Origin of the sequence: Rhodanobacter sp. OK091, from assembly GCF_900142825.1 — a bacterium.
In the GTDB taxonomy this organism is placed as follows: domain Bacteria; phylum Pseudomonadota; class Gammaproteobacteria; order Xanthomonadales; family Rhodanobacteraceae; genus Rhodanobacter.
Genome location: NZ_FRCH01000003.1, coordinates 23,528 through 36,219, shown reverse-complemented (window position 1 = coordinate 36,219; position 12,692 = coordinate 23,528). Strand labels below are relative to the sequence as shown.

The 12,692-nt window shown below is 66.1% G+C and carries 12 protein-coding genes, 1 pseudogene and 1 riboswitch; of the genes and pseudogenes, 5 read left to right on the top strand and 8 right to left on the bottom strand.

The features are described from left to right. Nucleotides 1-53: 53 nt before the first annotated feature. From ribBA to BUA26_RS14830, 3 genes are all read right to left on the bottom strand, one after another. Nucleotides 54-1,145, bottom strand: coding sequence for a bifunctional 3,4-dihydroxy-2-butanone-4-phosphate synthase/GTP cyclohydrolase II (gene ribBA, locus BUA26_RS14840; RefSeq protein WP_072761662.1), 1,092 nt, complete (start codon nt 1,143-1,145; stop codon nt 54-56). Between the two features lie 117 nt (nt 1,146-1,262). Next, nucleotides 1,263-1,901 carry a riboflavin synthase gene (locus BUA26_RS14835; RefSeq protein WP_072761661.1) on the bottom strand — a complete coding sequence of 213 codons (639 nt, stop codon included), beginning with the start codon at nt 1,899-1,901 and terminating at the stop codon, nt 1,263-1,265. Nucleotides 1,902-2,031: 130 nt separating this feature from the next. Beyond that, a riboswitch (FMN riboswitch) is annotated at nt 2,032-2,211 on the bottom strand. A 97-nt stretch (nt 2,212-2,308) separates the two neighbouring features. Beyond that, nucleotides 2,309-3,220 (bottom strand): LysR family transcriptional regulator, encoded by a 912-nt coding sequence (locus BUA26_RS14830; protein WP_072761660.1) that lies wholly within the window; start codon nt 3,218-3,220, stop codon nt 2,309-2,311. Nucleotides 3,221-3,317: 97 nt separating this feature from the next. Between BUA26_RS14830 and BUA26_RS14825 the strand changes: the two genes are divergently transcribed. Together BUA26_RS14825 and BUA26_RS14820 are read left to right on the top strand one after the other, a co-directional pair. Further along, nucleotides 3,318-4,328 (top strand): zinc-dependent alcohol dehydrogenase family protein, encoded by a 1,011-nt coding sequence (locus BUA26_RS14825; protein ID WP_072761659.1) that lies wholly within the window; start codon nt 3,318-3,320, stop codon nt 4,326-4,328. A 29-nt stretch (nt 4,329-4,357) separates the two neighbouring features. Next, nucleotides 4,358-5,221: an N-acyl homoserine lactonase family protein gene (locus tag BUA26_RS14820; RefSeq protein WP_218587848.1), complete on the top strand. Its 864-nt coding sequence runs from the start codon at nt 4,358-4,360 to the stop codon at nt 5,219-5,221. 19 nt (nt 5,222-5,240) lie between these two features. Here BUA26_RS14820 and ribD read toward each other — a convergent pair whose 3' ends face one another. The 5 genes and pseudogenes from ribD to BUA26_RS20625 form a co-directional block, all read right to left on the bottom strand. Next, nucleotides 5,241-6,302: a bifunctional diaminohydroxyphosphoribosylaminopyrimidine deaminase/5-amino-6-(5-phosphoribosylamino)uracil reductase RibD gene (gene ribD / locus BUA26_RS14815; protein WP_072761956.1), complete on the bottom strand. Its 1,062-nt coding sequence runs from the start codon at nt 6,300-6,302 to the stop codon at nt 5,241-5,243. A gap of 91 nt (nt 6,303-6,393) precedes the next feature. Continuing rightward, complete coding sequence (gene nrdR, locus BUA26_RS14810) at nt 6,394-6,915, bottom strand: transcriptional regulator NrdR (RefSeq protein WP_072761658.1); 522 nt, start codon at nt 6,913-6,915, stop codon at nt 6,394-6,396. Between the two features lie 2 nt (nt 6,916-6,917). Further along, on the bottom strand, nt 6,918-7,616 hold the full coding sequence (locus BUA26_RS14805; protein WP_072761657.1) for a CTP synthase C-terminal region-related (seleno)protein: 699 nt from the start codon (nt 7,614-7,616) through the stop codon (nt 6,918-6,920). 10 nt (nt 7,617-7,626) lie between these two features. Further along, nucleotides 7,627-8,880, bottom strand: a complete 1,254-nt coding sequence (gene glyA, locus BUA26_RS20630) for a serine hydroxymethyltransferase (RefSeq protein ID WP_072761955.1) — start codon at nt 8,878-8,880, stop codon at nt 7,627-7,629. Between the two features lie 135 nt (nt 8,881-9,015). After that, nucleotides 9,016-9,798, bottom strand: a pseudogene (locus tag BUA26_RS20625) (DUF817 domain-containing protein); the annotation flags it as partial. A gap of 203 nt (nt 9,799-10,001) precedes the next feature. Between BUA26_RS20625 and BUA26_RS14790 the strand changes: the two are divergent. Genes BUA26_RS14790 through BUA26_RS14780 form a run of 3 tightly spaced genes read left to right on the top strand, consistent with a single transcriptional unit; the run spans nt 10,002 to nt 12,591 of the window. Continuing rightward, nucleotides 10,002-11,006: an aldo/keto reductase gene (locus BUA26_RS14790; RefSeq protein WP_072761656.1), complete on the top strand. Its 1,005-nt coding sequence runs from the start codon at nt 10,002-10,004 to the stop codon at nt 11,004-11,006. A 41-nt stretch (nt 11,007-11,047) separates the two neighbouring features. Then, nucleotides 11,048-11,944 carry an NmrA family NAD(P)-binding protein gene (locus tag BUA26_RS14785; RefSeq protein WP_072761655.1) on the top strand — a complete coding sequence of 299 codons (897 nt, stop codon included), beginning with the start codon at nt 11,048-11,050 and terminating at the stop codon, nt 11,942-11,944. Further along, complete coding sequence (locus tag BUA26_RS14780) at nt 11,941-12,591, top strand: TetR/AcrR family transcriptional regulator (RefSeq protein ID WP_072761654.1); 651 nt, start codon at nt 11,941-11,943, stop codon at nt 12,589-12,591. Before BUA26_RS14785 ends, BUA26_RS14780 begins: the two co-directional genes overlap by 4 nt. The last annotated feature ends 101 nt before the right edge of the window (nt 12,592-12,692 follow it).

Here is a 12,692-nt window from a genome sequence, read left to right as displayed (position 1 = left end):
GTATGGTTTGCCGGGCATGGCGCCGCCATGGCGGGGCGATGTCCGGTACGAGGCTACACGTACTCCACTACCTCGAGTCCGAAACCAGCCAGACCGACCAGTTTGCGCGGCGTGCCGAGCACGCGCAGTTGGTGCACGCCGAGATCGGCCAGCATCTGCGCGCCGAGGCCGAGCTGACGCCACTCCTGCTGCTGCGCTTCCTCCGGCGCCTGCGTGCTGGGCTGGCGATTGAGACGGGCCAGCAGCGCCTCGGGCGTGTCCTCGCCGGACAGCACCAGCAGCACGCCGCGATCCTCGTCGGCGATGCGGCGCAGCGCCGAGGTCACGGTGAGGCCGAGATCGTCGCGCTGCAGATGCAATACGTCGGACAGCGTGTTGCGTACATGTACGCGCGTGAGCACCGGCCTGGCGTCGTCGACCACGCCGCGCACCAGGGCGAAATGCAGGCCGCGCCGGATCACGTCGCGATACGCATACAGGCGGAAGCCGCCGAACTCGGTCTGCACGTCTTCTTCGTGCACGCGCTGCACGGTCTTTTCGGTTTCCAGGCGATAGCGGATCAGGTCGGCGATCGAGCCGATCTTCAGGCCGTGTTTGGCCGCAAAGGCTTCGAGTTCCGGGCGGCGCGCCATCGAGCCGTCTTCGTGCAGCACCTCGATCAACACCGCCGACGGTTCCAGCCCGGCCAGCGCGGCCAGGTCGCAACCGGCTTCGGTATGGCCGGCGCGGGTCAGCACGCCGCCCGGTTGCGCGGTCAGCGGAAAGATGTGGCCGGGCTGCGACAAGTCCTGCGGTTTCGCATCGGCCTTCACCGCCACCTGGATCGTGCGCGCACGGTCGTGCGCGGAGATGCCGGTGGTGACGCCCTCGGCTGCTTCGATCGAGACGGTGAAGTTGGTGTGGTAGGCCGAGGTGTTGTCGCTGACCATCGGCTTCAGGCCTAGCTGCCGCGTACGCTGTTCGGTCAAGGTGACGCAAACCAGCCCGCGCGCCTCGCGCACCATGAAGTTGATGTCTTCCGCACGCACTTTCTCGGCGGCCATGATCAGGTCGCCCTCGTTCTCGCGATCCTCGTCGTCGAGGATCACCACCATGCGACCGGCGCGGATGTCTTCGAGGATTTCGGGAATGGTGTTGAAGGGCATGAGGTGAAGCCTCGGAATGGATGGATGAGAAGTGAGTGGAGAGGAGTGAGAAACGAGTGAAAGCCGCGGGCTAGCGCTCTTCTCTCGTTTCTCACTCCTCTCCACTCTTTTCTGAAGTCAAAAGCCGTGCTGCTTGAGGAACGCCTCGTCCAGCCTGGGCGTCTCGCCGCTGGACAGCAGCCGTTCGATGTAACGCGCCACCACATCCACTTCGATATTCACCGCGTCACCGACGCGGCGGGCATGGAACGCGGTGTGCTCGATCGTGTGCGGAATCAGGTTGACGCCGAAGCGATGTCCCGCGACTTCGTTGACGGTGAGGCTGGTGCCGTCGATGCATACCGAGCCCTTCGCGGCGATGTAGCGCGAGATGGCGGCGGGCACTTCGAACGTCCAGCGTTGCGAACGGCCATCCGGCACGATCGATACCACCTTGCCGAGGCCGTCGACGTGGCCCGAAACCAGATGGCCGCCGAGCCGGTCCGCGAGGCGCAATGCCTTTTCCAGGTTCACCGGGTCGCCCGCCTTCAACTTGCCCAGCGAGGTGAGCGAAAGCGTCTCGTTGGAAACGTCGGCGCTGAACCCGCGCGGTTCCAGCGTGATGGCGGTCAGGCATACGCCGGAGACGGCGATCGAGTCGCCCAGATGCACATCGGCGAGATCGAGGCCGGCGGTATCGACGGCTAGTCGCACATCGCCGCCACGCGGTTCGAGCCGTGCGATGCGGCCCACGGACTGGATGATGCCGGTAAACATCAGTGCACCTCCGGGCGGAGGGCGATGGACTGCATGAAGGCAATGGATTTCATGAAACGTTTCCCGCGTTGAACGATGCGAAAAACGCCTCAAGGCATGAGGCCAGGCGCACGCCGTGAGGCGTCCGCCGTGCCGTCTTCTCTTTATCCGGACTGTGAGGAAGCGGTCGCCCGTTTCCAGCCGTCGGCTCCGGCATTCGACCGGATCTGCTGACCTTCCGTGTGACCGGAAGCGCTCGCGGGCTCGTTGTCGGGCGTGAGCCCTTCAACCTACCGCCGGTGGGGAATTTCGCCCCGCCCTGAAGACGTCGTGTGCTGCCGGCAAGCCGGCTGCGGCAGTCTAGCACTCCCTCCGCCATCCGCAGCCGGGAAACAGTGTTCCATTCCGCGCACGATGGGGGCGGCGTTTCAATCCATGGTCAGCGCTGCCACCAGATCGTCGATCAAGTGCCGCAGCGCCGGCGTACGATCCGCGCCGGGCAACCACAACAAGTGGATCGGCGAGCTGCTCAGCGGCCAGTCCGGCAGCACTTCGACCAGACGCCCTGCCGCCACCAGCGGATCGGCCATGTAATCGCCCTGCATCGCGATGCCAACGCCGGCCAGTGCGGCATCGAGCACGGCTTGCGCGTCGTTGCTCGACAACACCGGATCGATCCGTACCGAACGCCGCCGGCGCTGCTGGCTGAACTGCCACAGCGTGCCCGTGCGCAAGCCGCTGAAAGCGATGCAGCGGTGCCTTTTCAGGTCGGCCGGGTCAACAAGCGGCGGCGCCGCAGTCAGGTAATCCGGTGCTGCGCATAGATAGCGCCGCATCGTGCCGACCCGCCGCGCCGCCAGTTGCGTGTCGGCGAGCTTGCCCACGCGCAGCGCCAGGTCGATCTTCGCCTCGACCATGTCGACGTACGCATCGTCATAGACCGTCTCCAGCCGGATCAGCGGATGGCGGCGCAAAAAAGAGGCCAGCAACGGTGCGATGCGGTGGCGGCCATAGGCTGCCGGCAAATGCACGCGCAACCGGCCCGCCGGCTCGCCGCGATGCGGGCGCAAGTCGGCCGCGAGATCGGCCGCGACATCCTCCAGTCGTTGGCAATGCGCCAGCAACTGCTCGCCGCGCACGGTCAGCGTCATCCGGCGGGTGGTGCGCAGGAACAATTTGCCGCCCACGGCATCTTCCAGTGCAGCGATGCGCCGGCTCAGCACCGATGGCGTGCAGCCGACCTCGCGCGCGGCCTGCGAGAAGTTCAGCCTTCTTGCAGCCGCGGCGAAGCCGCGCAACTCGCGCAAGCGGGTTGGCGTGAGTTCGAAGGATTTGTTCATTGAACGAATAAAAGATATGCCATAGCGATGGATTATCACTCGAACAAGCGACGTCCACCATGGCGGTATTCCTTCCATTCCTCTCAAGGATTACGTCATGCGCAGCATCCAGCTCACCGCGTTCGGTCCGGACCACCTGGATCTAGTCGACCTGCCCGCGCCGCGCCCCGGCGCGAACGAAGTGCTGCTGCGGATGGAAGCCGCCTCGCTCAATTTCCGCGACCAGATGCTGGTCCATGGCGATCTCTACCGCGGCGTGCAGCTGCCGATCGTGCCGGTGTCCGACGGCGCCGGCACGGTGCTGGAAGTCGGTGCCGCGGTAACCCGCTTCAAACCCGGCGACCGTGTCACCACCTTCTACAAGTCGCGCTGGCTCGCCGGCTCGATGCGGCCGGAATGGGAGGGCGCGGAAATCGGCGGCCCGTTCGATGGCGTGATGCGCGAGCTGGCCTGCTTCGATCAGTACTCGCTGGCACGCGCGCCGGCGCACCTCTCCAGCTTGCAGGCCGCCACTCTGCCGATCGCCGCACTCACCGCCTGGCAGGCGCTGGAGCAGGCACACGTCACCACCGGCCAGACCGTGCTGCTGCTGGGCACGGGCGGCGTATCCATGTTCGCGCTGCAGTTCGCCAAGCTGCGCGGCGCACGGGCGATCCTGCTCTCTTCCAGCGACGACAAGCTTGCGCGCGGCAAGGCGTTGGGAGCGGACGTGCTCATCAACTACGCCAAGCATCCTGCGTGGGGCCCGCTTGTTCGCGAGGCCAGCGGCGGAGTCGGCGTCGATGCGGTCATCGAGACCGTGGGCGGCGCCACGCTCGTGCAGTCGCTGGACGCCGTGCGCATGCACGGCTTCGTCGGGCTGGTGGGTTTCATGGGCGGGTTGGACGCCACCTTGCCGTTGAGCAAGGCGATCCTCAAGCGCGTGCACTTGCAGGGCATCTCGGTGGCATCGCTGGAGGAACACGAGCGCATGGTCACGGCCATCGAGGCGTGCGCAATGGAACCGGTCATCGACCGCGTCTTCGGCTTCGCGCAGTTACGCGAGGCCTTCGAGCACCTGGCCGCCGGTCGGCATTTCGGCAAGGTGGCGATCGACTTCCGGGCATGAGCCCGCTTCAACTTCAAGGAACTTCCGTCATGCATATCACCCTCGCCGCGGGCCGCTTCGTGCGCATGCTGCTTTCCGCTTTGCTGCTTTCCCTCGCGGTGTTGGCTCACGCAGCCGACGCGCCAACCGGCATCCGCCTGTACGTGATCGACTGCGGCCGCATCGACGCAAGCGACATGAGCTTGTTCGACGACAGCGGCGCGCTGGACGGCAAGCCAGGCACGATGTCGGTACCGTGCTTCCTGATCCGCCATCCGAAAGGCATCCTGCTGTGGGAAACCGGCCTGGGCGACGCCATTGCCGATCACCCGAACGGCATCGACTTTGCCCCCGGTATCCATGGCAGCGTGCGGATCAGGCTGGTCGACCAGCTCAAGGCATTGGGCCTGAAGCCGTCCGACATCGACTACCTGGCGTTCTCGCACTGGCACATCGATCACACCGGCAACGCCAACCTGTTCGGCAACGCTACATGGATATTGCAGCGCCGCGAGCTGGCAGCCGCGACCGGCCTCGCGCCGCCGCCGTTCGAATCACTGGCGCCGGTCAGTGCATACAAGAACGCAAAAATGCGCCTCATCGATGGCGACGCGGACGTCTTCGGCGATGGTAGCGTGCGACTGTTATCGCTGCCCGGCCACACACCCGGTCATCAGGCGCTGCAACTGCAACTGCCGCACGCCGGCGTGGTGCTGCTCAGCGGCGATCTCTACCACAGCCGCGAAGCCCGCCGTCTGCGGCGCGTGCCCAGGGTCAACGTCGACCGTGCCGCCACGCTGGCATCAATGAACCGGTTCGAAGCGATCGCCACGCGGACTCATGCAAAAGTAGTGGTCCAGCATGACCCGCGCGACATCGCCCTGCTGCCGCACTTTCCCGCTTATCTGCATTGAGATGTGGAGCGCGAGGCGGTCAGCTCGGCCGCAGACGCAAACGGATGTCCCGGCCCAGCATGCGCTGGTCGATCACCTGCAACTGCCAGCGCCCTGCCATGTCGCTGAGCGACGGCAAGTGCAGCAGCGGGCGCGCACTGTCGCCCAGCAGCAACGGTGCGACGTAGAGCAGCAGCTCATCGGCGAGGCCGGCGGCGAACAGCGCCCCGCAAAGGGTCGGGCCGGCTTCGACATGCACCTCGTTGCAGCCGCGCCCGGCCAGCAGAGCAAGCATGGCGCGCAGGTCCAGCGCATCGTTGTGTGTGGCCAGCTCCATCCGTTCGACCCGCTCGAAACGGTTGTCGGCACAGAATCCCGCTGCGCCGTGCAACACCAGCGTGGGCGCCGAGCCATCCAGTACATGGCTGCCGGCTGGCGTGCGCAGCTGGCGGTCCAGCACCACGCGCAGCGGCGGCGCGAATGCTTCGTGGTCTGGCAATCGCACGGTGAGGCGCGGATTGTCGGCCAGCACCGTGCCGCTGCCGCTGAGGATCGCCGAGCTGCGCGCGCGCCAGCGCTGCACGTCGGCCCGCGCGGCCTCGCCGGTGATCCATTTCGATTCGCCGTTGCTCAGCGCGGTACGGCCGTCCAGACTCATCGCCAGTTTCACCCGTACGAACGGACGGCCGCGCTCGATCCGGCTGAAGAAACCGATGTTCAGTTCGCGCGCGGCCTCGCGCAACAGGCCCACGTCGACGGTAATGCGGGCGGCGCGCAAGCTGGCCATGCCACGACCGTCGACCTGCGGAAACGGATCCTCGGCGGCGACCACTACGCGATTCACACCGGCCGCGATCAGCGCCTCCGCGCACGGTGGTGTGCGGCCGTGATGCGCGCACGGCTCCAGCGTGACGTAAGCGGTGGCGCCACGCGCACGAGTGCCGGATTCACGTAACGCGTACACCTCGGCGTGTGGCTCGCCTGCACGCTGATGGAAGCCCGTACCGACAACCTCGCCGCCATGTGCGATCACGCAACCGACCCGTGGGTTCGGCTGGGTCGTATAGAGGCCGCACTCGGCCAGGCGCAGGGCATGCGCCATGTGCTGGTGATCGAGCGCGCTGAACATGGGCATGGTCATGGACATGCGTGGCATTCTGGCAGATGCGTCAACGGCGGTGAGGCCGCGGGAATCAGTTCTTCTTGCCGCGCTTGATGTCGACTTCACCGAGCAGCGAAAGCTGCAGGGTCTCCAGTCCCGGAAGGTCGCGCTCCAGCTTCTCGATCTCCTCGCGGAACGCCTGCACGTCTTCGAATTTGCGATAGACCGAGGCGAACCGCACATAGGCCACCTGGTCGAGATTCTTCAGTTCGCGCATCACCAGCTCACCGAGCTGGCGCGACGGCACTTCGCGTTCGCCGCTGCGACGCAGATCGTTGATGATGGCGCGCACGGACGCGTCCACGTCATGACTGGCCACCGGCCGCTTCTGCAGCGCACGCTCGAAACTTACCCGCAGTTTGCGCTCGTCGAACGCCTCGCGCCGCTCACCGCTTTTCACGATCGTCGGCAGCTTCAGCTCGGCCGTCTCGAACGTGTTGAATCGCTCGCCGCACTGCTCGCATTCGCGCCGGCGACGCACGCTGCTGCCATCCTCGGTAAGACGCGAGTCGATGACGCGGGTGTCTTCGTGCTGGCAGAAGGGACAATGCATGATCAGCCGGCGGCTATCGCTGCCTGCACGAAGGCATGCACCGCGGGCGGCAATCGGCCCTGCAGCGCGCCGCGTTCATGCTGGAACAGCGTGGCGATGAAGAAGGGGTGATCGTCCAGCTCGACGCCGCGCACGTCGCCGGCGTCATCCATCGCATTGATCCGCAGCGGGCCGTTGTCGAGTACCTGCCGAAAATCGGGGCTCAGCCCGTAGTTGCAGTGATAGCCCTCAGCGATTGCCGTGGTGCCGTAGGCCTGTGCCAGCCGCGAATCCGCCATCAGTTGCACCGCATCGGTCACCTCGACCAGCGAACACAGCAGCGGCACGACCACCTGACGCGTTGCCTGCGGCGCCGTCTCGGCATGCTCGGCATCGGCCCAGCCCAGCACGTTGCGCGCGTATTCGATCATCGCGTGCTGGAAACCGCCGCAAGTACCCAGAAACGGAATGTGCCGCTCGCGTGCCACGCGGATCGCCGAGAGCGCGCCATCCATGCTGCGATACGGGCTGGCCGGAACGCACCAGAGGCCATCGAACTCCGCCAGCGCGGCGCCGGTGCCCACCTCATCGGTGGGCACCCAGACCGGCTCGATCGCCACACCACAGGCATCGGCGGCCATGCCCAATGCCAGCGGGATGGCACGATGGGCGACCACATCGTCGTTGCGGTCGCCGATCAGCCCGATCTGCAGCAGGTGCATGCGGGCAGACTCAGCCGTACACCGGGAACTTCTTGCACTGCGCCGTGACGTTCGCGCGTACCTTGGCGATCACCGCCTCGTCGCCCGGCGCATCCAGCACGTCGCAGATCCAGTTCGTCAGTTCGATGCAATCCGCTTCCAGATAGCCGCGGGTGGTGACGGCCGGCGTGCCGACGCGCAGGCCGGAGGTGACGAAGGGCTTGCGCGGATCGTTCGGCACGGCGTTCTTGTTGACGGTGATGTGCGCCTTGCCCAGCGCCTCTTCCGCGTCCTTGCCGGTCACATCCTTGCCTATCATGTCGACCAGCATCAGATGGTTGTCGGTGCCGCCGGAGACGATCTTGTAGCCGCGCTCGATGAAAGTCTTCGCCATCGCCCTGGCGTTCTTCACCACCTGCGTCTGGTAGACCTTGAACGCGGGCTCCAACGCTTCCTTGAACGCGACCGCCTTCGCCGCGATCACATGCATCAGCGGACCGCCCTGGATGCCGGGGAACACGATCGACTGCAGCTTCTTCTCGATCTCCTCACCCGCACCCTTGCTCACGATGATGCCGCCGCGCGGGCCGCGCAGAGTCTTGTGGGTGGTCGAGGTCACCACGTGCGCGTGCGGCAGCGGGCTGGGATACACGCCGGCGGCGATCAGGCCGGCGACATGGGCCATGTCGACGAAGAACAGCGCGCCCACCGAATCGGCGATCTGGCGCATACGCGCCCAGTCGACCACCTGCGAGTAAGCGCTGAAGCCGCCGACCAGCATCTTCGGCTTGTGCTCGGTGGTCAGGCGCTGCACTTCGTCGTAATCGATCAGGCCGTTCCCGTCGACGCCGTACTGCACCGCGTTGAACAGCTTGCCGGAAATATTGACCTTGGCGCCGTGGGTCAGATGGCCGCCATGCGCCAGGGACATGCCGAGAATCGTGTCGCCCGGCTGCAGCAGCGCCAGGTACACCGCCTGGTTCGCCTGCGAACCGGAATGCGGCTGCACGTTCGCGTAGTCGGCGCCGAACAGCTGCTTCAGCCGCTCGATCGCCAGCTTCTCGGCGATGTCCACGTACTCGCAGCCGCCGTAGTAGCGCTTGCCCGGGTAGCCCTCGGCGTACTTGTTGGTGAGCTTGGAGCCCTGGGCTTCCATCACCCGCGGGCTGGCGTAGTTCTCCGAGGCGATCAGCTCGACGTGATCTTCCTGGCGCTGGCCTTCGTCAGCGATGGCCTTGGCCAGTTCGTCGTCGTAGCCGGCAATCGTGCAGTCCTTGGGGAACATTCTGACCTCGTGAAGTGGCGGGTGGGCAAGAGCGAAAGTGTAGCTCCGACGGGCATTTCCGGCCACCGGTGAGCGTCCGCCCGGGGTGACCGCCACCCGCCGATACAACGCCGACACCATCACGTAGCTGATCACCATCAGCAGCAGCCATGCTCCCAGCTTCCCCAGCGGCACCATATGCCAGCCATGACGCTGGGCCGGATACAGCCAGGCCTTGCCCAGCGTGCCGGCGTTCTCGGCCAGCCAGATAAACGACGCCACCAGCACGAAACCCAGCAGCAGCGGCATTCGCCGATGCACACGGCGAATCCGGTAATGCACCTGGCAGGACCCGAACAACCACGCCAGCACGGCGAATAGCAGCCAGCGGATGTCCGGCAGATAGTGGTGCGTGAAGAAATTGGTGTAGATGCCCCCCGCCAGCACCAGCGTGGCGGCGAAAGGCGGATGGTGGGTGAAACGGAAATCGAACAACCGCCATGCCCGCGCGATATAGCTGCCAATCGAGGCATACATGAAGCCGCTGAACAGCGGCACGCCGCCCAGGCGCAGCAACGACGCCTCGGGATAGACCCAAGAACCGACCGACGTCTTGAACAGCTCCATCACCGTGCCAACGACATGGAACAGCAAGATCACCTTCGCCTCTTCCAGGCTTTCCAGCCGCATGCCGAGTAGTACCAGTTGGATCGCCAGCGCGGCCACAGTGAGAAAGTCATAGCGTGCCCAGGCCGCATCGGCTGGATACCAGCGCCAGCTGGCCAGTATCAGCGCCACCATCAGTCCTCCGAACAGGCAGGCCGAGGCCTGCTTCAGTCCGAAACAGACAAACTCATGGACGAACACCGCGAAACGCCCGTGCGGCCGTAGCCGCCTGGCCAGCCAGCGATCAAGCACGGTCAGGCGCCGCCAGCGCATCGTCGCGATACCCGTTTCCATGCGTACGACCCCTTTGCCGGATGACAGCCGAAGATCGACCGCCCATGTGGCAGGGGCCGTGCGACGGCAGGGCAATAGGCGGGCACTCGCCAGTCCGCATTTAATTACTAAAATGACAATATTTGAAATCTGTCATTCAATACATCATACTTCTCGCCCATCACCCCACGGGACCTTCCACGATGAAACGTCGAATTCTTGGTCATAACGGCCCGCAAGTTTCCGCCCTAGGCCTCGGCTGCATGGGCATGTCCGATCTCTATGGCAAGGCCGACCGCAATACGGGCATCGCCACCGTGCATGCCGCGCTGGATGCCGGAGTGACCCTGCTCGACACCGGCGACTTCTACGGCATGGGCGACAACGAACTGCTGCTGGGCGAGGCGCTGGCCGGGCGTCCGCGCGCGAGCTACCAGCTCAGTGTGAAGTTCGGCGCGCAGCGTGGCCCGGACGGCGCCTGGCTGGGCTACGACGCACGTCCAGCGGCGCTCAAGACCGCGCTGGCCTATTCGCTGAAGCGCCTGCGCACCGACTATATCGACGTCTACCGCCCCGCCCGGCTGGACCCGAACGTGCCGATCGAAGACACCGTCGGCGCGATCGCCGAACTCGTCCAGGCCGGCTATGTGCGCCAACTCGGCCTGTCCGAAGTGGGCGTGGAGACGATTCGCCGCGCGCACGGCGTGCTGCCGGTCGCCGACCTGCAGATCGAATACTCGCTGATCTCGCGCGGCATCGAGGATGCGATCCTGCCGGCTTGCCGCGAGCTGGGCATCGCCATCACCGCCTACGGTGTGCTTTCGCGTGGGCTGATCAGCGGCCACTGGGCGAAGGATCGCGGCGGCGACGCACGCGACTTCCGCCAGCACAGCCCACGCTTCCAGGGCGACAACCTCGAACGCAACCTGGCCCTGGTCGAGTTGCTGCGCCAGCTCGCCGAAGCACGCGGGGTCAGCGTGGCGCAGCTGGCGATCGCCTGGGTGCTCGCGCGCGGCGACGACATCGTGCCGCTGGTCGGCGCCCGTACGCCGGAGCGACTGAGCGAAGCGCTGGCAGCCCTGGACGTCACGCTGACCGCCGACGACCTCGCCGCCATCGAACGCGCCGTACCGCCGGGCGCGGCGGCAGGCGATCGCTACGCCGCACAACAGATGGCGATGCTCGACAGCGAACGCGACGCGCGCTGAATCCCATCGCCCCTCCCCGACTCTCACCCGAGGAAAACCACATGTACGCCATCATGGGCATAACCGGCCAGGTCGGCGGCGCTGCGGCCAGGCATCTGCTGGACAACGGCCAGCGCGTTCGCGCCATCGTGCGCGATAAGGCAAAGGCGGCGTCCTGGGCCGCACGTGGCGCCGACATCGCCATCGCCGAATGGTCTGATGCAAAAGCATTGGCCGCCGCGTTCAGCGGCGTCGACGGCGTGTTCGTCATGCTGCCGGCCAACTTCGCGCCCAGCCCGGATTTCGCCGAAGCACGCGCACTGCTGCAGACACTGGCCGCCGCACTTCGACAGGCGCAGCCGCCAAAAGTGGTCGCACTCTCGTCCATCGGCGCCCAACACAGCCATGGGTTGGGCCTGATCACCCAGCTGCACTTGCTGGAAAACGCACTCGACGCGCTGCCCCTGCCGCGCGCCCATGTCCGTGCCGCGTGGTTCATGGAGAACATCCATCGGGACGTGGCGCTGGCCCAGGACGAGGGCCGCCTCGCCAGCTACCTGCACCCGCTCGATCGTGCGATACCGATGGTCGCCACCGACGACATCGGCCGCACCATCGCATGGACGCTGATGGAAACGTGGTTCGGCCGCCGCGTGATCGAAGTGGAAGGCCCTCGGCGCTACAGCCCGCTGGACATGGCCCAGGCACTGGCCGCGGTGCTCGAGCAAGATGTCGAGGTGACGGCGGTACCACGTGAGCAATGGGCGGCCCGCTTCCGCAGCGAAGGCATGCCAGCCGATCGTACCGCCCCGCGCATCACCATGCTGGACGGCATCAACAGCGGCTGGGTCGCCTTCGCGGGCGGCACCACAGAGCACGTGTTGGGCCGCATCCCGTTGGGCTACGTGGCCGATGAACTCGTCAGCGCCGGGTATGGCGTGGTTGAATCGGCGGCATGAACGACTCCGTACTCACTCCCGAACGCATCCTCGCCGCCGCCGAGGATGTGCTTCGCCGTTACGGGCCAGGCAAGGCGACCGTGGTCGACGTGGCGCAGGCGCTTGGCGTCAGCCATGGCAGCGTGTATCGCCATTTCGCCAGCAAGGCGGCGCTGCGCGATGCCGTGCTGCGGGTCTGGCTCGAACGGATGATGGCGCCGCTGCGGGCCATCACGGCCGCGCGCTCCTCGCCGCCGACGCGGTTGCGCAACTGGCTCAGCGCGCTGCGCGAAGCAAAGCGCGACAAGGTGCTGGGCGACCCGGAACTGTTCGCCACCTATAGCGCGCTGGCCGCCGATGCGCGCGAAGTGATCGGCGAGCACGTCGATCACCTGATGCAACAGTTGGCGACCATCGTCGCCGCCGGTATCAAGAGCGGCGACTTTCGCCAGGTCGACCCTGCCGCCACCGCAAAAGCGATTTTCGACGCCACTTCGCGCTTCCACTACCCCGGCATGGCGCACCTGTGGGCCGACCCAGGCGAGGACGCCGCGTTTGCGCAGCTGCTCGACCTGCTGCTGACTGGCCTGGCGGCCGCCCCCGCTCCGGCAGGCCAGATGCCCGCAGTTGCGTCCGGAACGCGCCGCAAGACCGTGCGCCCGGACTGAAGGCCACAGCACCGGCGCCTTGCGCAGCCGCTATAATGCGCGGTTTGGCGAATTGCCTTTCCAGTGCCAGCCTCATCAGGCGGCGCGACGCACGCCTTCGG